General features: G+C 68.4%; 20 protein-coding genes and 1 riboswitch. Of the genes, 14 read left to right on the top strand and 6 right to left on the bottom strand.

The genetic code is table 11. From position 1 onward, the window contains the following. Window positions 1–19: 19 nt before the first annotated feature. The 9 genes from cpaB to JI751_RS07580 all read left to right on the top strand — a co-directional run bounded on the left by cpaB (window position 20) and on the right by JI751_RS07580 (window position 9,404). Window positions 20–823, top strand: a complete 804-nt coding sequence (cpaB, locus tag JI751_RS07620; protein WP_201935241.1) for a Flp pilus assembly protein CpaB — start codon at window positions 20–22, stop codon at window positions 821–823. Further along, window positions 820–2,085 (top strand): CpaE/TadZ family protein, encoded by a 1,266-nt coding sequence (locus JI751_RS07615; RefSeq protein ID WP_201935239.1) that lies wholly within the window; start codon window positions 820–822, stop codon window positions 2,083–2,085. Before cpaB ends, JI751_RS07615 begins: the two co-directional genes overlap by 4 nt. Window position 2,086: 1 nt before the next feature. Next, a complete protein-coding gene (locus JI751_RS07610) occupies window positions 2,087–3,511 on the top strand; it encodes a TadA family conjugal transfer-associated ATPase (protein WP_307813979.1) in 1,425 nt (474 codons plus the stop codon). Window positions 3,512–3,540: 29 nt separating this feature from the next. Further along, a complete protein-coding gene (locus JI751_RS07605) occupies window positions 3,541–5,406 on the top strand; it encodes a type II secretion system F family protein (protein WP_201935236.1) in 1,866 nt (621 codons plus the stop codon). A gap of 1 nt (window position 5,407) precedes the next feature. After that, entirely contained in the window at window positions 5,408–6,343 is a 936-nt protein-coding gene (locus tag JI751_RS07600; protein ID WP_201935235.1) for a type II secretion system F family protein, read from the top strand. A 152-nt stretch (window positions 6,344–6,495) separates the two neighbouring features. Beyond that, window positions 6,496–7,929, top strand: coding sequence for a sensor histidine kinase (locus JI751_RS07595; protein ID WP_236665945.1), 1,434 nt, complete (start codon window positions 6,496–6,498; stop codon window positions 7,927–7,929). Next, window positions 7,904–8,551 carry a response regulator transcription factor gene (locus JI751_RS07590; RefSeq protein WP_201935233.1) on the top strand — a complete coding sequence of 216 codons (648 nt, stop codon included), beginning with the start codon at window positions 7,904–7,906 and terminating at the stop codon, window positions 8,549–8,551. Before JI751_RS07595 ends, JI751_RS07590 begins: the two co-directional genes overlap by 26 nt. A 262-nt stretch (window positions 8,552–8,813) precedes the next feature. After that, window positions 8,814–9,008: a Flp family type IVb pilin gene (locus tag JI751_RS07585; RefSeq protein ID WP_201935232.1), complete on the top strand. Its 195-nt coding sequence runs from the start codon at window positions 8,814–8,816 to the stop codon at window positions 9,006–9,008. A gap of 204 nt (window positions 9,009–9,212) precedes the next feature. Then, window positions 9,213–9,404 (top strand): Flp family type IVb pilin, encoded by a 192-nt coding sequence (locus tag JI751_RS07580; protein WP_201935230.1) that lies wholly within the window; start codon window positions 9,213–9,215, stop codon window positions 9,402–9,404. A 154-nt stretch (window positions 9,405–9,558) separates the two neighbouring features. On the opposite strand, the gene JI751_RS07575 is transcribed toward JI751_RS07580, so the two are convergent. Together JI751_RS07575 and JI751_RS07570 are read right to left on the bottom strand one after the other, a co-directional pair. Then, window positions 9,559–10,743, bottom strand: a complete 1,185-nt coding sequence (locus JI751_RS07575) for a hypothetical protein (protein WP_201935228.1) — start codon at window positions 10,741–10,743, stop codon at window positions 9,559–9,561. A 58-nt stretch (window positions 10,744–10,801) separates the two neighbouring features. Further along, window positions 10,802–11,722, bottom strand: a complete 921-nt coding sequence (locus tag JI751_RS07570; protein ID WP_307813977.1) for a C40 family peptidase — start codon at window positions 11,720–11,722, stop codon at window positions 10,802–10,804. Between the two features lie 97 nt (window positions 11,723–11,819). Continuing rightward, window positions 11,820–11,978, bottom strand: a riboswitch (cyclic di-AMP (ydaO/yuaA leader). 155 nt (window positions 11,979–12,133) lie between these two features. On the opposite strand from JI751_RS07570, the gene JI751_RS07565 reads away from it, so the two are divergent. After that, the gene (locus JI751_RS07565) at window positions 12,134–13,474 is read left to right on the top strand and encodes a hypothetical protein (protein ID WP_201935224.1); all 1,341 of its coding nucleotides are present in this window, start codon (window positions 12,134–12,136) and stop codon (window positions 13,472–13,474) included. 8 nt (window positions 13,475–13,482) lie between these two features. On the opposite strand, the gene JI751_RS07560 is transcribed toward JI751_RS07565, so the two are convergent. Beyond that, the gene (locus JI751_RS07560; RefSeq protein WP_201935222.1) at window positions 13,483–13,689 is read right to left on the bottom strand and encodes a hypothetical protein; all 207 of its coding nucleotides are present in this window, start codon (window positions 13,687–13,689) and stop codon (window positions 13,483–13,485) included. 103 nt (window positions 13,690–13,792) lie between these two features. Between JI751_RS07560 and JI751_RS07555 the strand changes: the two genes are divergently transcribed. Beyond that, complete coding sequence (locus JI751_RS07555) at window positions 13,793–14,653, top strand: glycosyltransferase 87 family protein (RefSeq protein ID WP_201935220.1); 861 nt, start codon at window positions 13,793–13,795, stop codon at window positions 14,651–14,653. Here the strand turns inward: JI751_RS07555 and JI751_RS21755 are convergent. Next, a complete protein-coding gene (locus JI751_RS21755; RefSeq protein ID WP_201935218.1) occupies window positions 14,615–15,850 on the bottom strand; it encodes an NYN domain-containing protein in 1,236 nt (411 codons plus the stop codon). The two genes, JI751_RS07555 and JI751_RS21755, sit on opposite strands and share 39 nt — an antisense overlap. A 10-nt stretch (window positions 15,851–15,860) precedes the next feature. Then, the gene (locus tag JI751_RS07545; protein ID WP_201935217.1) at window positions 15,861–16,136 is read right to left on the bottom strand and encodes a hypothetical protein; all 276 of its coding nucleotides are present in this window, start codon (window positions 16,134–16,136) and stop codon (window positions 15,861–15,863) included. A 115-nt stretch (window positions 16,137–16,251) separates the two neighbouring features. Here JI751_RS07545 and JI751_RS07540 point away from each other — a divergent pair, with 115 nt between their 5' ends. Next, window positions 16,252–18,042: a DEDD exonuclease domain-containing protein gene (locus JI751_RS07540; RefSeq protein ID WP_201935216.1), complete on the top strand. Its 1,791-nt coding sequence runs from the start codon at window positions 16,252–16,254 to the stop codon at window positions 18,040–18,042. Between the two features lie 19 nt (window positions 18,043–18,061). On the opposite strand, the gene JI751_RS07535 is transcribed toward JI751_RS07540, so the two are convergent. After that, a complete protein-coding gene (locus tag JI751_RS07535; RefSeq protein WP_201935215.1) occupies window positions 18,062–18,340 on the bottom strand; it encodes an Lrp/AsnC family transcriptional regulator in 279 nt (92 codons plus the stop codon). Window positions 18,341–18,411: 71 nt separating this feature from the next. Between JI751_RS07535 and JI751_RS07530 the strand changes: the two genes are divergently transcribed. Together JI751_RS07530 and JI751_RS07525 are read left to right on the top strand one after the other, a co-directional pair. Then, window positions 18,412–19,041: a hypothetical protein gene (locus JI751_RS07530; RefSeq protein WP_201935214.1), complete on the top strand. Its 630-nt coding sequence runs from the start codon at window positions 18,412–18,414 to the stop codon at window positions 19,039–19,041. Further along, on the top strand, window positions 19,041–20,426 hold the full coding sequence (locus tag JI751_RS07525) for a hypothetical protein (RefSeq protein WP_201935213.1): 1,386 nt from the start codon (window positions 19,041–19,043) through the stop codon (window positions 20,424–20,426). Before JI751_RS07530 ends, JI751_RS07525 begins: the two co-directional genes overlap by 1 nt. Window positions 20,427–20,831 lie beyond the last annotated feature (405 nt).

Genomic DNA, 20,831 nt, shown 5'->3' with positions numbered 1-20,831 from the left:
ATCCCCTCAGTGGGACCACATGACCGCGAAGGACTGCACCATGGCTCGCCGATCTGTTCTCCTCCTCGTCGCTGCCCTCATCGCTCTGGCCGGGACGGCCATGATCGTTCTCTACGTGCAGGGCATCGACGCCCGAGCCACCAAGGACCAGGAGCTGGTCGAGGTGCTCGTCGCCACCGAGACGATCGACATCGGTGAGACGGTCGCCCAGGCTCAGGAGGATGGCAAGATCGAGAAGGCCGAGGTGCGCCGCGCCGACCTGGTCGATGGCAGCCTCTCCTCGACCACCTCGATCGCGGACGACGTCGCCCTCGGCACGATCTACCCCGGCGAGCAGCTCCTCGCCAAGAAGTTCGGCACATTGGGCGACACGCAGAGCCTCGTCATCCCGGAAGACAAGATGGCAGTGTCGGTCGAGCTCACCGACTTCGAGCGCGTCGCCGGGTTCGTGAACCCAGGCAACGAGGTGGCGATCTTCGCGACGCCACAGGACCTGACTGCACTTCTGCCGGATGGCAAGGACCGCCCGTTGGGTGACTACACGCGGATCGTGTTGACCCGTGTGCCCGTCCTGGGAGTTGGCACCACGACGGTGACGTCGCGGACGACCGAGGACGAAGACGGTGGCACCGCAACCGAGGAGGTGGCCAAGACGATCCTCACCATTGCGGTGACTCAGGAGGAGGCCGAGAGGCTCATCCAGGCGGATCGCAACTCCGACGTCACCTTCGCCCTGCTGACGGATGACTCGAAGGTCTCCGACGGTCCGGGCATCAGGCCGGGAGACCTGTTCCCTGAGCTGTTCCGGGGCGTGACGCCGTGACCGCCGTCCTCGAGCCGGAGCCCTCACAGCGCAGCGTCCTCCAAGCCATGCTGCACGGATCGATCGCCTTCGCGGACCTCGACGGACTCGACGAGCACATTCGCTCCTCCACCGACGAGTTCGCCGTCGTCATCGGTCCTTCGGTCCCGAGCGAGGCAGCTGCTGAGCTGGCCCAGTGGGCCCGGATCCACCGCCCCGACCTCGGAGTGATCCTGCTCCGGCACGACGTCGACAGTGCCGCGCTTTCCATGGCTTTGCGCAGCGGCATGCGCGAGGTGGTCGCGGCCCGGGACCTGGCCGGCATCACCACCGCCGTCCAGCGTGCCCGCAGCGTCGCCAACGCCATCGGACAGACGCTCATGGACGAGGCACAGGCCGCCGCGGAGTTCGCACGGGCACAAGCCGCAGATGAGATCGCGCAGGCGGCCGCGGTTGCCCAGGCGGAGGCCGATGCTCCGCGCGGCAAGGTCCTCACGGTGTTCTCGACCAAGGGCGGAGTGGGCAAGAGCCTCGTCGCAACCAACGTCGGAGTGTCCTTGGCCACAGCGGGCCGGTCGGTCTGCCTGGTCGATCTCGACGTCGCCAGCGGAGACGTAGCGATCATGCTCCAGCTGACACCCCAACGCACGATCAACGACCTGGTCGGCTTCAACGGCGTCATCGACGCCGAGGGGATCGCCTCGATCCTCACCCGCCACTCCGACAACCTCTCAGTCGTCGCGGCACCGGTGCGGATCGACTCACCCGACCAGGCCTCCCAGGAAGATGTCGGCAAGTTGATCGACGCCTTGCGCCGGATGGTCGACTTCGTCGTCGTGGACACGTCAGGAACCTTTGACGACAACGCGCTGTGCGCGCTCGATCGCTCTGACGCGATCATCCTCGTCGGCACTCTCGACATCCCCTCGCTCAAGGCGCTCAAGCTGGCGACCAGCACGCTCGAGGTCCTCAACTTCCCGAAGTCCACGTGGCGCTTCGTTCTCAACCGCGCCGACGGCAAGGTGGGCCTCACGGTCGAGGAGTACGAGAAGACGTTGGGACTGAAGGCCAGCTCCTCGCTCGTCTCGAGCCGCGAAGTCCTCGCAGCGGTCAACCGGGGCGAGGCCCTGGTCACGGCCTATCCGAACCACCCCAACTCCAAGGCTCTCGTCTCCTTCGCGAAGAGCGTGGCCGACAGCCTGTCCGAAGCGACGGTGGCGACCGAGAGCAACCCATCCAACCGGAAGTCCAGCGGCTCCCGGCTCCGCCTGAGGAGGGCATGACGTGAGTCTCACCGACCGCCTGGCCGCCGCACGTGGCCGAACGACCGAGCCCGACGCGGGTGCGCCCGCCCCGGCCGGGACGACGAACGCTCCCGCAGTGCAGGGCAGTGTCTCTAACGTCGCGGCCAAGAAGGCCAGCTCGAAGGCCGACCCGTTCCAGGACCTCAAGCGCATCGTGCACCAGCGCCTGGTCGAGGCGTTGGGGCCGAAGTTGTACGACGCCCACATGACGCAGTCGGAGCTGGAACAGCAGGTGCGGCTCGCTCTGCAGACCGCCATCGCCGACACCGACATCCCGATGTCGTCCGCGGACCGCACGCGCATCTCGCAGGAGATCGCTGACGACATCCTCGGCTACGGACCGATCGAGCCGCTGCTCCGCGACTCCAACCTGTCCGAGGTGATGGTCAATGCCTTCGACTCGATCTACGTCGAGCGCAGCGGCAAGCTGGTGAAGGTGCCGACCGCCTTCACCGACGAGGCGCACCTGCGCCGCACGATCGACAAGATCGTCAGCAAGATCGGACGCCGCGTCGACGAGACCAGCCCGATGGTCGACGCTCGCCTCCCGGACGGCAGCCGTGTCAACGCCATCATCCCTCCCCTTGCCCTGGACGGCTCCAAGCTGACCATCCGCAAGTTCTCCGAGGACCCCTACACCGTCGACGACCTGATCAACTTCGGAACGCTCACCGCAGCCTCAGCCAGGCTGCTGGAGGGTTGCGTCAGGGGTCGTCTCAACATTCTCGTGTCCGGGGGTACGGGTTCAGGGAAGACCACGACGCTGAACGTGCTGTCCGCATTCATCCCCGATGACGAACGCATCGTCACCATCGAGGACGCGGCGGAGCTCAGGCTCGGACAGGACCACGTCCTGCGCCTGGAGTCGCGACCGCCCAACATCGAGGGCAAGGGTGCCGTGAGCATCCGCGACCTCGTGAAGAACTCCCTGCGCATGCGCCCCGACCGTGTGGTCGTAGGTGAGATCCGGGACGCAGCCGCACTCGACATGCTGCAGGCGATGAACACCGGCCACGACGGCTCGATCTCCACACTCCACGCCAACACGCCTCGTGACGCCCTGGCCCGACTCGAGACGATGGTCCTGATGGCCGGCATGGACCTACCGGTGCGCGCGATCCGTGAGCAGGTCGCGAGCGCGGTCGACCTGATCATCCAGCAGACCCGCCTCAAGGACGGCACACGTCGTATCACCGCCATCACAGAGATCGTGGGCATGGAAGGCGACATCATCACCACCCAGGACGTGTTCATGTTCGACTACGCCGCGGGTATCGGCGAGGACGGAAAGTTCAAGGGGGGCTTGCAGTCGATGGGCCTGCGACCCCGCTTCCTCGACCGCCTCGCTGACCACGGCGTGCATGTCGACCCCGCGATCTTCGCGACCGGCGGAACGCTGCGATGAATCTCTTTCAGCGCGTGCGAGGCCGGCGCATGGTCGCTGCGATCCTCGGGTCGGGCCTGATTGTCCTCGCCGGTGCGGGCCCGGGCTACGCCGAGGACGAGATCAACATCGATCACCTCGAGTCCGCGGACGGTGTCGTCTCGCTGGTGCTCGCTGTGGACGGCATCCCCAGCGGTGAGCGGGTCGATCCGTCCACCGTCAGCGTCGAGGTGGACGGCCGCGCCGTGGAGTCGAGTGCAAAGGTCATCTCCGCCGGCGACGTGCAGCGCACCACGGTCCTGGTCCTCGACGCCAGCAACAGCATGTTGCAGGGCGACAAGTTCACGGCTGCAAAGTCAGCCGTCGACACGTTCCTCGAGGCGGCTCCCGCTGACGTACGGATCGGGCTGGTGGCCTTCGCCGGCGAGATCGGCGAGATCATCGACCCCACCACCGATCACGACGCGGTGCGCGCGGCCCTCGAAGGCATCGAGCTCAGCAAGGGCACGTCGGTGTACGACGGCATCGCTGAGGGCCTCGACCTTGTCGGCGCGGAGGGCTCGCGTTCCCTGCTGGTGCTCTCCGACGGAGGCGACACCAGCAGCGCGACGACCCTCGACGTCGTGACCACCGACGCCACCGACGGGGGCGTGGTCGTGGACGTTGTCTCGCTCGCCAACCCCAAGAACGCAGCCACGATGGCTGAGCTGGCGGACACCACGGGCGGGCAGGTCATTCCGGCGGAAGAAGGTGCCCTCGACGCCGTCTTCTCCGCGCAGGCGGACGCGCTGTCGCAGCAGCTGCTCGTGACGTTCGATCGTCCGGAGGACGCAGCTGCCGAGGTCAACCTCGGCGTGACCGTCGACGCCGGGGGCGCATCGTTCACGGACTCCGCATTCGTCTCGATCGGCGTCGCTGCGACCGGCCCCGACATCGTGGAGTCCGGCAGGTCACTCGTCGGCACACCCGGCATGCTGGGTGGCGCCCTCGCGCTTGCCCTGGGCCTGGCAGGCATCCTCGCCGTCACTCTCGGGGGACCGAAGACGTCGTCCGCGGACCGACGCCTCGACGCCTACTTCGGCGACAAACCCGCCAAGGGCTCGGCCAAGTCGGCCAGCGGTGCGGACCTCAGAGGATCGGCGGTCGCGCTGACGGACAAGGTGGTCTCCGCCGACCTCGAGTCTCGCATCTCGCGACGCCTGGCAGGTGCCGGATCGGCACTGACTGCCGCCGAGTGGTTGCTGCTCCACGCCGGCGTCGCCGTCGGCCTGGCTGCCCTCGGATTCGTGATGAAGGGAGCCGCCATGGCCGGGCTCGGCCTGGTCGTCGGCATCATTGCCCCGTGGCTCTACCTCAAGTTCCGCCACTCACGGCGGCTCAACAAGTTCAACGGCCAGCTGGCAGAGACGCTGGGGCTGATGGCGGGCGGGCTCCAGGCAGGACTGTCCCTCCCACAGGCGATCGACAGCGTGGTCCGCGAGGGCAACGAGCCCATGGCGGGTGAGCTAAGACGAGCCCTCATCGAGCAGCGCTTGGGAGTAGACATCACCGACGCGCTCGAGAGCGTCGGTGGGCGCATGGACAGCGAGGACTTCGCCTGGATCGTCATGGCAATCCGGATCCAGCGTGAGGTCGGCGGCAACCTCGCCGAGATCCTCCACACCGTCTCGGACACTCTCCGCGAGCGTGAGTACCTCCGCCGCCAGGTGAAGGCACTCAGCGCGGAGGGCCGGTTGTCGGGATACATCCTGTCCGGGCTCCCACCGACCATCGGGCTGTACATGCTCTTCGCCAACCCGGACTACATTCGAGTCCTGTACACAACGCTTCCGGGGTTCCTGCTGCTGGGATTGGCCGGCTTCCTGCTGGCACTCGGATCCTTCGCGATGGCGAAGCTCTCCAAGGTCGAGGTGTGAGATGACCGAGATGATGATGCTCGTCGGCGCTGGGCTGGTGTGCCTGTCAATGGTCATGGCGCTGTCCGTCATCGGGGTGATGACGTCGGAGCGGCGGGGCGTCGCCCGCTCCGTGGCAGCCATCCAGGCACTCGATTCCGCCCCCGCGGAGCTCAAGAGCGAGATCGAGCGACCGTTCGCCGAACGCGTGATCGCCCCCATGGGGGAAAGCATGGTGGGCCTCGGTCGAAAGCTGGTCCGTGCAGACACCGCGCGCAAGATCCAGTTCCGGCTGAACATCGCCGGCAACCCGCCGGCGTGGGACGTCAACCGGATTCTGGGCCTCAAGGTGCTGGGAGCCGGGCTGTTCACTGTCCTCGGATTCTTCTATCTGCTCGGTCAGAACTGGCCCCTCCTCAAGCTGGTGGTTGCCACCGCCCTGATCGGCGGCTTCGGCTACGTGCTCCCCAACATCCTTCTGTACAACGCAGGGCAGAAGCGCGAAAAACTCATGCGCAACTCGCTCCCGGACGCCATGGACCTGCTCACGATCTCGGTGGAGGCAGGGCTGGGCTTCGACGCGGCAGTCAGCCGTGTGGCTCGCAATGGCGATGGCCCGCTGAACCAGGAGTTCGCTCGACTGCTCCAGGAGATGCAGCTGGGAGTAGGGCGGGTCGACGCCATGCGGGCCATGGCCGAACGCACCTCCCTGCCCGACCTCAAGTCCTTCTGCAGCGCGATGGTGCAGGCCGACAGCCTGGGCATCCCGATTGCCCGAGTCCTGCGGATCCAGAGCCAGGAAATGCGGACCAAGCGCCGACAGCGGGCCGAGGAGAAGGCACAGCAGGTGCCGGTGCGCATCATGATCCCCTTGGTGATGTTCATCCTGCCGTGTCTGTTCATCGTCATTCTCGGCCCTGCCGGCATCAACATCTCCCAGACGTTCTCCAACGGCTGATGGGTCGCGCGACGACGACGCTCACACACGACGCGGGTATTTCGAGACCAGCGCTGCAGTCGTGGCGGACGACGGTTGCCGTCCGCGTCTTCGCGCTGTCGCTCGCCACCGGAGCTGTGCTGAGTCGGGGCGACGGGGTCGAGACCGTGCCGATGCTGGTCGTCCTCTCCATCGTCGCGGTCGTCGCCTCATTGCTCGAGTGGATGACGCGCAACCGACCCACCCACTGGTACGCCGTCGGGGAGGCGGTGGCCGTGGCGATGCTGCTGGTGGCCACCAGGACGACCTCGGAGCTCAGCGCCTACCTCGCGGTCGCCCCGATCGCGGCCGGCGTGCGCCACGGCGTCGTAACGACGCTCAATGTCACGCTCGTATCGGGCCTGACAGCTGCCGCATCGATCGCTGTCGACCCGGAGGACGACGCTCTCTCGCGGATGGGCGAAGCGTTGCCTTGGCTTGCGATAGGTCTCGGTGTCGGCCTGCTGGCGAGCTGGCAGTCCCGGTCGACCCGCGACGAGGCGGCGCGTCAGGCGCCCTACGCGGCGGCCCACCAGCTCATGGCTCGCATCCACCATCTTGCGAGCGCCGGCAACGTGGGACTCAACAGCACCTCGCTTGCGATGGACCTCGACACAGCGATGCGCCAGGCCACAGGCGGTGCGCGCTCCACCATCTTCGTGGCCGAGCCCGACAACACGCTCCGCCCGCTCAACGGCGGAGAGGACGTCGACCGGATGGCGCGGGAGATCGAGATCCCTGCGTCCGACCGTACGCCCGGTGCCGCTGTCATCCCGCTCCGCGGCGTGCAGCAGGTGCTGGGCTACTGCGTGGTCGTCGGTGTGCCTCGATGGACCCCCGAGCTCGAGGAGAGCGCACGCAACGTCGCCGACGAGTTCGCCGTGCGACTCGACACAGCCGTCCTGTTCGACGAGGTGCGCATGCTCGCCACCTCCGAGGAACGCAATCGCATCGCGCGCGAGATGCACGACGGCGTGGCACAAGAGATCGTCGGCCTCGGCTACATCGTGGACGAGATCGAGTCCATCAGCGATCACGAGCAGACCCGCGTCCTGGCCTCGTCGCTCCGCGCCGAGATCACCAGGCTCGTCTCCGAGATACGTTTCTCCATCTTCGACCTTCGCCAAGAGGTCTCCGACGGCCGGCTGGCCAGCTCGTTGGCCGACTACGCCCGCGAAGTCGGTGACGCAACCGGTCTGAGGGTGCATCTCTCCCTCGCGGAGTCTGGTCCCCCGCTCCCCTCACGGACGGCCACCGAGGTGCTGCGCGTCGCGCAGGAGGCCATCGGCAACGTCCGCAAGCACTCGCGCGCCGACAACATGTGGGTGGTGCTCGACTCCGACGGCAAGCGCCTCAACCTCGAGGTCCGCGACGACGGCATCGGCAACGCCGAGCCGCGCGAGCACCACTGGGGGCTCCAGACCATGCGCGAGCGCGCCCGCACGGTCGGCGCCGACCTCGACATCACCACCCGACCTGACGGCGGAACCGTCGTCAGCCTGCGGTCACCGACGACCGCACCCCACGAAGGAGAGACTGCCCATGGGCACCACCGTGCTACTGGTTGACGACCACGAGCTGATCCGCCAAGGACTGGCCCGGGCGTTCGAGCGCGACGAGGAGATGACCGTCGTGGGCCAAGCCGGCAGCCTCGAGGAAGGCGTCTCTGCGTGGCAGGCCCTGCAGCCCGATGTCGTCGTCACCGACCTTCAGCTGCCCGACGGCCACGGCCTCGACGTCGTACGCACCATCCGGGCGACCAACGACACCACCGGTGTCGTGGTGCTCACCATGCACGCCGGCGACGACCACATCTTCGCCGCCATGGAGGCCGGCGCCTCGGCGTTCGTCGGCAAGGACACGCGGGCCTCAGAGGTCGTGAGCGCTGCCAAGCACGCCGCGGTGGCTCCGCGCACTTTTCTGTGTGCCGGTCTGAGCCAGGCGGTGATGAGGCGCGCGACGTCCCCTGCTCCGCCCAAGCTCTCCGGTCGTGAGGCCGAGGTCCTCGTACTGCTCGCGGACGGCCTGGGAACGGGCGAGATCGCATCGACGCTCTACATGAGCGAGTCGACCGCCAAGACCCATATCACGCACATCTACCAGAAACTCGGTGCCGCCAACCGTGCGCAGGCGCTCGTCACTGCCATGCGCCTAGGAATGCTCGACCATGCCTCTCCGCAGCGCTTCTGACGTGCGTTCTGCCCCGTTCGCACGCTGGCCGGGGGCCCCTGCTTCCCTCCCCGGTGGACTGCACTGACCGGCCGAGTGCTGCATGGGCCAGATGGCGTCCAGTGACGCTGGACGGGTGGGACCGAGATAGTCACAAGGGACTATCGATCCGGAGCCGATCACCCGATTCGGGCGCTTCCCAAAGTTGGCAGAGTTCTCATCGACGGGTCCTCGTGGGCTCGGAAACGAAGACTCACTCACAGAGACTACAAGGGGAAATCCAATGCTCGAGAAGCTGCAGTTCATGACCATCATGCTCGTCAACGACATCAAGGCCAAGCGCGACGAGCGCGGCGCGACCGCCGTGGAGTACGGCCTGATGGTGGCCCTGATCGCGGTCGTGATCATCGCGGCCGTCACCACCCTCGGCACCAACCTGAACACCAAGTTCACCAGCGTCGGCGGCGCGGTCAACTGACGCTCCAACCGAGCGTGGGCCGGCGTCATCCAAGGATGACGCCGGCCCATTTCGTTTATCGAAGGGGACGGGCCGATCGCCGGGTGGCGAACGACCGACGGAAAGTCACTCGACCAGCGTCCCGTGTAACGGACTTGGCACGTCCTTTCCGGTTCCATCTGCTGTCAACGCCCCCACCACAGACATCACCAGGAGAAGATCCTCATGACCGAGAACTTCCAGCTCATGCCTCTCAAGCTGATCCACATGATCAAGGCCTCGCGAGATGAGCGCGGGGCGACCGCGGTCGAGTACGGCCTGATGGTCGCTCTGATCGCCCTCGTCATCATCGCGGCCGTCACGACCCTCGGGACCAACCTCAACACCCAGTTCACCAGCGCCAGCACTCTCAACTGAGCTCGACGGGCAAGCCGTCCGGTGTCGTCACTTGAGCCGGACTATCTGCGACGTGTAGTCCAGCGGTGGGGCTGACCATCTCATAGCACGTACCACCTCTTGGAAGCGGTCGGACCACCCGGCCGCTTCCACGTGTGGGAAGACCCGCACGTGCTCACTGGGCAAGCTTCCGCAGACGTGCCCGCCAGCTCCACAACAGATCTCGCAGCGGGAGGCCAGCTCGTGCCAGCGCGGTCGCCACCGGCGTACCGGCTCGCGCCGCGTCGTACACCGACACAAGGTCCCGCTCCCCCAGCCGCTCGGCAATGATCCGGCAGGCCAGCCACGCCTCCTCGTAGCGTGCCTGGAGCCCATCGGCACGCGTGTCGAAGTCCACCGCGCTCGGCAGCTCAGCGGGTACGCCGTCCTCACGGGCGGCGGAGATTGCCCGCCCGAGCGTCGTCCGGTCCGGCAGACCGGTGTCGCGCAGCGCGACGTAGTCGGCGAAGCCCTCCACCAGCCAGGGCTCGATGCCGCCGCGGGCGGCGTCGGTGGCGACGTGCACCAGCTCGTGGCTCATCACCACCTGCGCACCGGCGCGCCGCAGCCCGGCCGTCACCTCGGGGTTCACGAACACGTGGACCGGCACGTCAGCGCCGGTCGAGCTCCCGGCCGTTGCGGTGACGGCCGCGATCCCGGCGTAGGTCCCCTCCGTCGCTCCCAGGGTCTCGTCGAGGTCCGCTGCACTCGCCGGGACCTCGACGACCACCGACTCGCGCCAGCCGGGCAGGACGCGACGTACGACAGCGATCCCCCGCGTCACCCGATCGGCGACCACCTCGGCCTCCGCCTGCGATCCGTCCGCCATCACCAGCACGCCCGGCGCGCGCGCCACGGACAGCCGTCCCCGGAGCCACAGCGGCACCCGCTCGCCGCCCGGCCCACCGAATCCCGTGATCGCGACGCCTTCGGCGTCGGTCGCGAGCTGGACCACCACGTCAGCCTGCGACGGCGTCGTGTCACCGGCCACCCGCCAGCCGACCTCGGCCACGGCCGACCACGACCCGTCGCTCGCCACCGGGCCCGCCTGGTCGACGTAACGCGCCGACACGTCGGCGAGGTCCACCGCCTCCGCCGTCGTCGCGATGCCTCGCAGCAGCTCCTCGGCCTCCACGTCGCCCCCGGGCGCGAGGTCGGCCAGGGCCGTGGCGTCCCGCGCCTCCACTCCCCCGACGAACGCGGCCAGCGCTGCCGACGCCTCGGCCGGGCTGGCCCGGGCGACCTCCACCGGCCTCCGGTCGACCTCGTGGCGTGCACCGCGCTGCACGACGACGAGCACCACCGCCAGCGCGAGCACCACGAACAGAGAAAGGCCGGCCGCCCACAGACGCGGGCGACCGGCCTTCGAGGTCTGCTGGTCAGCCAGGGCGGACCGCGCCGACGTAGGGCATCGAGTAGAGGCCCGAGACGGTGACGCCGGTGCCGGGGTTGGCGGCGTGGACGATCATGCCGTTGCCGATGTACATGCCGACGTGGCTGATCGGGCTGTAGTAGAACACCAGATCACCGGGCTGGAGGTCGCTCGCGGCGATGTGCGGGCCGGAGCCGTATTGGGCGCTCGAGGAGTGCGGCAGGGACACGCCGGCCTGGGCCCAGGCGCGCATGGTGAGGCCGCTGCAGTCGAAGGCGTTCTCACCCATCGCGCCGTAGACGTAGGCGTCGCCGACCTGGGCCATCGCGTAGGAGACGGCAGCCGCCGCGCGGCCCGAGGCCGGCACGGAGGACGGCATGCGGGTGACACCGCTGCGGGAGGCGAGCACGCGCTCGCGCTCCTCGGCCTCGAGGTCGGAGAGCAGGCTCTTGGCCTCGGCCAGCTTGTCGTCGACCGTCTCGCTCTCGGCGCTGAGCTGCTCGGTGAGCGCGGCGATCTCCTGAGTGCGGGAGTCGGTCGCCTCGCGCCGGATCTCGAGCGCCTCGAGCTGCGTGTCGTAGTCGGCGAGCATCGACGACTGGAGGTCGTTGAACGACGACATCGTCGAGAGTGTGTCGAGGAAGGCGCCGGGGTCGTCGGACACGACGACCTGGCCGACGGTCGAGATGCCCTCGCCCTCGAGCTGGCGCACGACGGCGTCGGACACCTGGTCGCGCACCTCGTCGAGGCGCTGGTCCTGGCGGGCCTGGTCGGCCTTGAGGCCGGCGAGGTCCTGTCGCAGGTCGGCGAGGTCGATGCGGGCGTCGTGCAGACGCTCCTGAGCGGCCTCGGCCTCGTGGTAGAGGCGTTCGACGCGAGCCTTGACGTCCTTGATGGACGGGTCGGCCTGTGCGGGGGTAGCAGGCACGAATGCGATGGCGGCGATTGCTGCAAGACCAAGAGCGGTCGCGCCGACACGCTTGCGGTTGTGAGCCACGAGCGGGGGAACTCCTTGGGGGTGTCGTACGCCTACCAGGTGAGCTGACGGGTTCGGCACGACGTTGCCTACTCCTGCTCCACGCACCGCTCGCGCGATGCGCCTTGCAGGGGATTCACCCCAGGGGGAAGGTTGGTTCCCCGGCTCGTCGTCCACAGTCATGCAGGGGGCGAACGACGACTCGGCGCGACCTCCGCGCGGGCCTGGTGACCCACTTCCACGGAAGCCAGCCCACAGAGTAGACCGCATCCCCGAGCCCCGCCAATCTTCGGCCGAACTTCTGGACGCGTGTCTCGACGCGAAGCTCTGCGCCGTCGCGAGAAGCGGTTGTACGGTGCGTCGGTGGTCGCTCCGATGCGCTGGTTCGCACGCATGTACGGGCTGGCCGTCGTCGCTCACCTGGTCGGCAATCCCGCCGGCTGGCGCAGCGACGAGCTCGGGGGCTCGCTGCTCCTGGTGGTGGTCTCGGCCGTGCTCGGCGTCCTCGGACTTCTCCTGCTGGTGCGCCCCCACCGAAGCGCTCTCGGTATTGCTGCCGCTCTGACCCTCGTGTCGCTGTGGCTCGAGCTACCGGTCACAGGGAATCATTGGCTGCTCGTGGGGTTCGTCGCGGTGGCGGTGCTGATCGCGCTGGCCACGTCCGACTCCTGGGCGTGGTTGTCGGTCACGGGACGGTGGTTGCTTCTCGGCTTCTACAGCTTCGCGGCGTTCGCCAAGCTCAACACCGGCTTCCTGGATCCCGCGGTGTCGTGCGGGGTGTTCTACGCCAATCAGTCGCTCTCGTCGTTCGGCGTCCCGACGTTCGACGGTGACTCCCTCGTCGGCACACTGACGATCATCGGTCCGATGGTCACGGAGCTGTCGGTCCCGGTACTCCTGGCGTTCGGCCGAACGCGCCGCGCCGGAGTGCTCCTCGCCCTCGCCTTCCACACGGTCATCTCGATGGATCTCGGGCAGCACTTCTACGACTTCACGGCAGCGCTGTTCGTGCTGCTGTGCCTGTTCCTGCCGGAATCCACCACCGCGGGCTTCGAGGAACGTGCTGCGCGTCCGTCGTTGGCACGCTCCGTCATGGTGGTGCTGGCGGCGATGGTGGTGACTGCCTCCCTGCTCCCTTCCGCACCGACGGTCGTGGTCGTCGAACGGCTCGTCGGATTTGCCCTGTGGGTGCCTGTCGCGATCTGGCTGATCGTGCGCACCGCTCAGGACGGCTGGGGTGCTGCTCCGCAGCCGATGCGCCTTCGCAGCGTGTCCGCCTGGGTGCTCGTGGCAGCGGTCGTTTCGAACGGCCTGACGCCCTATCTCGAGCTCAAGACATCGGTGGGCTTCACCATGTACGCCAACCTGGTCACGGTGGCCGGCGCGACGAACCACCTCGTCGTGAAGCGGACAGCCCACCTGAGAAAGGTGCAGGACGACCTGGTCCAGGTGGTCGAGACCGAGGACGAGGACCTCGACGTCTACCGAACCGAGGGTTACCTGCTCCCGCGCCGCAACCTCCTCGACTACCTCGCACGACACCCCGAGGTCTCGGTGGTCGTGCAGGGAAGCCACGGCGAAGAGACCCTGGACGGCAGTGACGGCGAGAGGATGCCGGTGGCCCTCAGGAAGGTCGCGTCGTTCCGCTCGGTCGATCGTCGAGATCCACCGAGGTGCCAATCGGTGTTCCTCCCGGCGCTCTGACGTCACCCTCAAGCGGATTCGACCACCGGGCCCGACACCGGCTCCACGAGCCGCAGGGGCGGGACCAGACCGCCGCTGGCCAGCACGTCGAGCGCGGCCAGCTCGTCGTCGTCGATGGTGAGCTCCGGGGGTGGTCCGAGCAGCACCGTGATCACGCAGTCGTGGCAGTGCAGCCCGCGCACCACGCAGGTGTCGCAGTCGATCCGTGTCGTCATGCCCCGACGGTGACAGAACCCACCGACAACGCGGGTACGCAGCCGTATGGTGCAACTCTCCGAATCGCGGGACAAATGGGTGTGCCCCACCTACATTCCAGCAATGCACGACATCGACCTGCGCAAGGCTCTGCCGCTACCCATCACGTACATGCTGGGTCTGTCGATGGTGTGGATGACGTGGCGCACGCTCGATGTCCTCCCGCTCGGAGTCGACTCGCACGCCTACTGGGCGGCGTGGGCCGGTGAGTCCATGTACGACCGCGCGCCCGGGACACTTGACGCCTACCTGTACAGCCCGGCCTTCGCTCAGATGGTGTGGCCACTGGCGCAGCTCCCGTGGCCGGTGTTCGGGGTGCTGTGGGCGCTGGCGACCGTCGCGGGGCTCGCCTACCTCTTTGCTCCCATGGGCCGTCGCTGGATCCTGCCGATGCTCATGTTGTGCAGTCCAGAGATCGCCAGCGGGAACATCTTCTGGTTGCTGGCGATAGCTGCGGCGTTGGGGCTCCGGCATCCATCCGTCTGGGCTTTCGTCGTGCTGACCAAGGTGACTCCCGCACTGGGACCGATCTGGTTTGCAGTACGGCGAGAGTGGCGCAACCTCGCCGTGTCCGTGGTGTGCACCGCCGTCGTCGTAGCAGTGTCGTTCGCGCTCTCGCCGGAGCTGTGGACGCAGTGGCTCGCTTTCCTGACCGATCGAGCGGGGTCGAGCAGCACCCGGGTCGGCGCGCCCATCTTCCCCCCTCTGATCATCCGGCTCCCGCTGGCTCTCGTGCTGCTGGTCGCGACGGCTGTGACGAACAAGCGTTGGGGGCTTCCAGTGGCAATGATCTGGGCGACGCCGGTCTCGGGCATCGCGGCGTTCACCATCCTTGCCGCCCTTCCTCGGCTGATGGACGACGGCCGCAAGAACCCGCCCTCAGCGCTACCTGCTCAGCAGGCTCACAAGGACGTGCGCCGGTAGCACCTTGCAGCCGGACGACCTGAGGTCCGACGCGAGCGCGTGGTCCGTGGTCACCACGACCACGACCCGGCCGCCCGGCTCCGCCGCCACGAGCTGGCGGATCACGTCGTCGGCGATCACGCCCGCCGGGCTGAACACCACGCGCACACCGCGCGGAGCAGGCATGACCGTCCGGGCGGTCGACTCGGCGGCGTCGAAGACCACCGTGGTCTCGGCGCCCGACCGGGCCACCACGGGCCCGAGGGCCGCCACCAGCCGGCTGCGCTGCGCCTCGAGGCTGGCGGTCGGCCACGCAGCCTTCGTGACGTTGTAGCCGTCCACGATCAGGCGCGCGTGCGGGAGCGCGAGGAGCTGGTCGAGCGTCGCCTGGGTGGCCGGGGCACTAGTCAACGGCGCCGCGGCCCCGGCGAGCCCCGCCTCGACGGCATCGCCCGGTGCACCGTCGACCGCGGGGAGCCCGAGCTCGCGGCGCAGACCGGTCGCTGCGTCGACGACGGCGTCGAGCAGGAGCCGCGCACGGACGGTGGCGGCGTCACGGTCGGACCGCGTGTCGCGACGCTGGGCGGCGAGCCCGGCCTCCGCCTCGTCGAGCTGGGCACGCAGGCGCCGTACGTCTGCCTCGGCGGTGCGCGTCGCGGTCTCGGCGGCGGTCACCGCCTGGTCCCGGGCCGTCAGGGCCGCGTCCCGCTCGGCCTCGGCCGTACGGAGCGAGCTGCGCGCCTCGCCGAGCCGCTGGCGCAGCACCTTGTGGTCGGCCGCCGCGCGGTCGAGCTCCTGGCGGTGGTCGGCGCGGACCGCGGCCAGCTCGGCCTGCACGGCCGCGACCTGGGCGGACAACCGGGCGAGCTCGGCGCGCCCCTCCTCGCCGCGGGCGTCGTCGGTCGCCAGCGTCTCCGCGACCGCGTCGACCCTGGCCTCCCAGCCGTCCTCACGCGACAACCACGCACGCGCGGCGTCGTCCAACGGGTCGTCGGTGGCCGGGATCGCCGCGACCTGGACGGCAGCGTGTCCGCGGAACACGTCGTCGGCGAGGGCGTCCCAGATCAGGGTGCCACCGAGCCGGGCCCGCCTCGCCGGCGCGAACGCGGCGACCTTGCGCAGCGGTGCCGGCACCGGGGCGACCGAGGGCAGGACCGCCGACACGAGGGCGACCACCCGCAGGCGGAGGCGCTCGGGGACGGCAGCCGCGTCTGTCACGAGCAGTCCGTCACCCGGCGGCCGGGTCGGTGGCGAGATCGGCGTCCGCGCGGTCGACGACCTCGATCGCGTCGGACCGCCCGCACCACCGGCACGAGACGGACTCCACCGACTCGGCGAGCACCGTCTCCTCCTCGACGCGCGGTACGCCCGCGAGGTCGACGTGCCAGTAGTCCGTCGTACGTCGTGTGCGGGTCACGTCGAAGCGGGTGAGGTTGCCGCATCCGGCACACCGCCACCGCTCGCCGTCGCCGGGAACGCGGGGGGCGGCGGTCGGGTCTGTCACGAGGGCTCCTCTGGGTCGTGTCGGCTTCGACCTGCCGTCGGTCAGGCAGGCGCGGGCCAGCGTAGTGCGCGTGCCCTCCCACCATTGTCGGATCCCACGTCTAGCGTCGTCGCACATGAGCACGACTGCCCACCGACCGGCCCGGGAGACCTCCCGGTGGGAGGCGCAGCGCAGCTTCGACGAGCTGGGTCGGCCGCTGCGCGACCTGACGTTCTGCGTGGTCGACCTCGAGACGACCGGCGGCTCGGCGCAGGGCGGGTCGATGATCACCGAGATCGGCGCGGTGAAGGTCCGCGGCGGCGAGGTGCTCGGCGAGTTCCAGACCCTCGTCAACCCGCACACGGAGATCCCCGCCTTCATCGCGGTCCTCACCGGCATCACCAACTCGATGGTCCACGACGCACCGCCGATCGAGTCGGCGCTGCCGGCGTTCCTCGAGTTCGCTGCCGGTTGCGTGCTCGTGGCCCACAACGCGCCGTTCGACGTCGGCTTCCTCCAGCACTTCGCGCGTGAGCAGGGTCGGCCGTGGCCGAGGTTCGAGGTGCTCGACACCGCCAAGCTCGCCCGCCGGGTGATCACCCGGGACGACGCGCCCAACTGCAAGCTGTCGACCCTGGCCAAGGTCTTCGAGGCAGCGACCACGCCCAACCACCGGGCGCTGTCCGACGCGCAGGCGACCGTCGACGTGCTCCACGGCCTGATGGAGCGACTCGGCGGTCTCGGTGTCCACACGCTCGAGGAGCTCCAGACCTTCTCCTCCCGGGTGAGCACGGCGCAGCGGCGCAAGCGCCACCTCGCGGAGGGTCTCCCCCACGCCCCCGGCGTCTACCTCTTCCGCGACGACCGCTCCCGCGTCCTCTACATCGGCACCTCGCGCGACCTCCGCACCCGGGTCCGCACCTACTTCACCGCGTCCGAGACCCGCAGCCGGATGGGCGAGATGGTCGGCATCGCCACCTCGGTCACCGGCATCGAGTGCGCGACACCGCTCGAGGCCGAGGTGCGCGAGCTACGACTGATCGCGGAGCACAAGCCGCGCTACAACCGCCGCTCGCGGTTCCCCGAGAAGGTCCACTTCCTCAAGCTCACCCGCGAGGCGTGGCCGAGGCTCTCCCTGGTGCGAAAGGTCCTCGACGACGACGCCGACTACCTCGGCCCGTTCTCGTCGAAGAAGACGGCGGAGAAGTGCCTCGCGGCGCTGCACGAGACGTTCCCCGTCCGTCAGTGCAGCGGCCGGCTGCCGGTGGTCCCCTCGCGATCGGCGTGCGTGCTCGCCGAGATGGGGCGCTGCCTCTCCCCCTGCGACGGCTCGACCGACGAGTCGACCTACGGCGCCGTCGTCCGCCAGCTGCGCGACACCCTGCTCCGCAGCCCGCACCAGGTGGTCGACGCCATCAACGAGCGGATGACCGCCCTTGCCGATCGTGAGCGGTTCGAGGAGGCCGGCGTGCACCGCGACCGACTGGCGACGTTCGTCCGCGCCGCCGCCCGCACCCAGCGGCTCTCGGCGCTCACCCGCTGCGGCGAGATCGTGGCGGCCCGGCGCGAGGACGACGGCCGGTGGGCCGTGCACGTCGTACGCCACGGCAGGCTCGCCGCCGCCGGGGTGATTCCGCCGGGCAGCGACGCTCATCAATACGTGCGCGAGCTCAGCGCGAGCGCGGAGACCGTCGCAGGAGCACCCGGCCCGGTCCCCGCCGCCACTGCCGAGGAGTCGGAGAAGATCCTGCGGTGGCTCGAGTCACCCGGCGTGCGGCTGGTCGACGTCGACGGCGAGTGGACCTGTCCGTTGGGCGGAGCAGCACGCCACCTCGCGATCTACGACGCCGCCCACCAGTCGAGGCTCTCGCTGGTTCCCTTCGACGAGCAGCGGCTGCCGTCGCCGGTGCACCGCCCGGTGCGCTAGGAGTGCCCGGCGAGACGACTCAGTCGAGACCGATGCTGAAGGCCGACTCGAGGTCGTGCTGGGAGTAGGTGCGGAAGGCGATGTGGGTCTCCGTCTCGGTGACGCCGTCGACCTTGTTGAGCCGGTCGGCGACGACGGTGGCGACGTCCTCGTGCTCGCGCACCCGCACCAGTGCGATGAGGTCGATCTGCCCGGTCACCGAGTAGACCTCGCTCACTCCCTCGAGCGAGGCGATGGCCTCCGCCACCTCGGGGATGCGCGCGACGTCGGCCTTCACGAACACGATGGCGGTGATCATGGGCCCACGGTAGCGCCACACGGCCTGGCAACTCCGACCATCCATCCGCTATCGGGGATAGTCTCCACGCCGTGAACTGGCTCGCGCACCACTGGCTCGACGTGCTCGGATGGGGCGGCAGTGCGCTCTTGGTCTACTCGCTCCTGCAGACGAGCCTCCTCCGTCTTCGCATTCTGAACGCCGTCGCGTGCGTCATTCTCATTGTGTTCAACACGATGCTCGAGGTGTGGCCCATGGTCGGGATGAACACCGTCCTCGTCGCGATCAATGTCTGGTTCATCGCGCAGATGCTTCGCCACAGGCACGACGAGACGGCGTACCAGGTCCTCGAGGTCTCGCACGCCGACGAGTACCTCCGTCACGTCCTGCGAGTCCACGCTGCAGACATACTCAAGTTCAACCCCCACTTCGTGTACGACCCCGCAGATACTCACGACGCCTTCCTGGTGCAGAAGGGCGACGAGACGGTCGGCGTGGTCCTTCTACGCGAAGAGGGTGACACCGCGCACGTGCTCCTCGACTACGTCACGCCCCGCTACCGCGACCTCTCCCCAGGTGAGTTCGTCTGGCGCAGGAGCGGTCTGCTTGCCGAGCGCGGGATCGGGAAGGTCGTCACCAGTCCAGGCATGGTCGGCGCCTACTACGAGAAACTCGGGTTTCGACGGTCAGGCGATGCGTGGCGCCTCGACGTGCCGAAATGATGACCACCTTCGTCCGACGCGTGGCACCCTTCCTCGGCGTCGCAGGGCTGATGCTCGGCTTTGGCTTGGAGCAGCGCGTGCCCCCGGCCACCGGAGACATGTGGTTTCACCTGCGTCTCGGCGAGGAGTTCCTCAATGGGTGGAGCATCCGGCACCCCGGCCACCTGGGCCGGCTTGACTCGGCCGACTGGGTGCCAACCCAATGGCTCAGCCAGGTTGCGATGGCGTGGGGGGCAGACCGGGGCGGACCCGTCGCAGTCGTGTGGGCGACGGGGGTGGTCCTGATCCTGCTCGTCCTCGGCACGTACGTCGTGTGTCGAGATGTGGCGGCCCCGCTACCGGCCGCCATTGCAGTGACGCTGGGAATGTTCGCCGCCTCACCCGGCTTCTCCGCGCGTCCTCAGGTCCTGAGCTACGTCTTCTTGATGGCAACTGCCGCCGCCTGGCTGCGTATGGCTCGCGACGGGCGGCCGCGCTACTGGTTGATACCCATCGCATGGGCGTGGCCCATGTGTCATGGGTTGTGGCCGGTCGGACTATCCGTGTCGGTGGCGGCGTTTGCGGCCGTGGCAATCGAACGGAACGTCCCGCTCAGCTCTCGACTTCGCATGGGAGGCGTTGTGGCAGCGTCGTTCGTCGTCTCCGGGCTGACGCCGATCGGCCTCGACGCGTACGCGACGCTCTTCGTCGCAGGCAGCCGCCGCGAGTACTTCGCCGAGTGGGGCGCGCCAGACTTCACATCTCCCGCGACTGCCGTTCTTGCCGTCATGATCATCGTTGTCGTTGCGGCAGGGCTCCGGAGAAGACCCGTCCCGTGGACAGAGGTAGCCATCACGACGCTGGCCATCGCCTGGAGCCTGTACTCGCTTCGAACAACCGTCGTCGGCAGCCTTCTGCTGACCCCCATCCTCGCGGCCACCCTCGGGCGCTTGGCCCCCGCTTCAGAACCCGTCCGGCGTCACGAGAGACTCGCGCTGCTGGCTTTGGCCTTCGCCTCATCGATGTCCATCGCCATGCACCTGCACGACCAGCCGTCCCGACCCGTGGTTCCTCAGTGGGTCGACGCGCAGCTCGATGCCCTGCCTGCGGACACGAAAGTCCTGAATGACTGGGACTCCGGTTCCTACTTCGTCTATCGCCATCCCGACCTGTCATGGGCTATGCACGGATACGGTGATGTTTTCACTGACCCTGAGATCAGACGTAACTACGACCTCAGGAACCTCATGGCGGGGTGGGAGGCCGAGCTCCGCGAGCTGGACGTCGACGTCGCACTGCTGGACCCTGATTCACCGCTCGGGTACGTGTTAGAACAGGTGGAGGGGTGGGACGTTCAGCAGTCGGACTCGAGATTCGCGATCATGTTCCCTCCCCGAAGCACGTGACCCGCTGACCCTGGACGTCCCAGTGCCGCCAGAAGGCATCCGTAGAGGTTGGGCGCGACAGCTATCGGCCACAGAGACCCTCCTCATGGAAAGAACCTCCGTCACGTGCCGCGGGTGCACGGCGTTCGACATCCTCGGCTCAGCCTTCACCTCGGGGACGACCTGTCGGTCACCACGACGCGTTTCTCGTCACAAGGCGAGGAGTCAGTCGGCGCAGTGCTCCTCGGCGACGTCACGCCCCTACCGCGACTTCTCCCCCGGCGAGTTCGTGTGGCGCAAGAGCGCCATGCGCACCGAACGCGGCGTCCGTCCAGGTCGTGACGCCGCCCTAATGGTTGGCGGATGACACGACCGACCCGGCTCACGCCCGAGGGGGAGTCGTGGATGCTGCCCCACAGATGTGCC

Source organism: Nocardioides baculatus (assembly GCF_016735675.1).
Classification (GTDB): Bacteria; Actinomycetota; Actinomycetes; order Propionibacteriales; family Nocardioidaceae; genus Nocardioides; species Nocardioides baculatus.
The sequence above is the reverse complement of the archived record's forward strand: the minus strand, read 5'-3'. Positions and strand labels throughout refer to the sequence as shown.

Excerpts from the sequence above, each read along its gene's own strand:
- cpaB (WP_201935241.1), top strand. The coding sequence starts at position 20 with ATGACCGCGAAGGACTGCACCATGGCTCGCCGATCTGTTCTCCTCCTC.
- JI751_RS07605 (WP_201935236.1), top strand. The coding sequence starts at position 3,541 with ATGGTCGCTGCGATCCTCGGGTCGGGCCTGATTGTCCTCGCCGGTGCG.
- JI751_RS07600 (WP_201935235.1), top strand. The coding sequence starts at position 5,408 with ATGACCGAGATGATGATGCTCGTCGGCGCTGGGCTGGTGTGCCTGTCA.
- JI751_RS07595 (WP_236665945.1), top strand. The coding sequence starts at position 6,496 with ATGCTGGTCGTCCTCTCCATCGTCGCGGTCGTCGCCTCATTGCTCGAG.
- JI751_RS07590 (WP_201935233.1), top strand. The coding sequence starts at position 7,904 with ATGGGCACCACCGTGCTACTGGTTGACGACCACGAGCTGATCCGCCAA.
- JI751_RS07585 (WP_201935232.1), top strand. The coding sequence starts at position 8,814 with ATGCTCGAGAAGCTGCAGTTCATGACCATCATGCTCGTCAACGACATC.
- JI751_RS07580 (WP_201935230.1), top strand. The coding sequence starts at position 9,213 with ATGACCGAGAACTTCCAGCTCATGCCTCTCAAGCTGATCCACATGATC.
- JI751_RS07560 (WP_201935222.1), bottom strand. The coding sequence starts at position 13,689 with ATGACGACACGGATCGACTGCGACACCTGCGTGGTGCGCGGGCTGCAC.
- JI751_RS07555 (WP_201935220.1), top strand. The coding sequence starts at position 13,793 with ATGCACGACATCGACCTGCGCAAGGCTCTGCCGCTACCCATCACGTAC.
- JI751_RS07540 (WP_201935216.1), top strand. The coding sequence starts at position 16,252 with ATGAGCACGACTGCCCACCGACCGGCCCGGGAGACCTCCCGGTGGGAG.
- JI751_RS07535 (WP_201935215.1), bottom strand. The coding sequence starts at position 18,340 with ATGATCACCGCCATCGTGTTCGTGAAGGCCGACGTCGCGCGCATCCCC.
- JI751_RS07525 (WP_201935213.1), top strand. The coding sequence starts at position 19,041 with ATGACCACCTTCGTCCGACGCGTGGCACCCTTCCTCGGCGTCGCAGGG.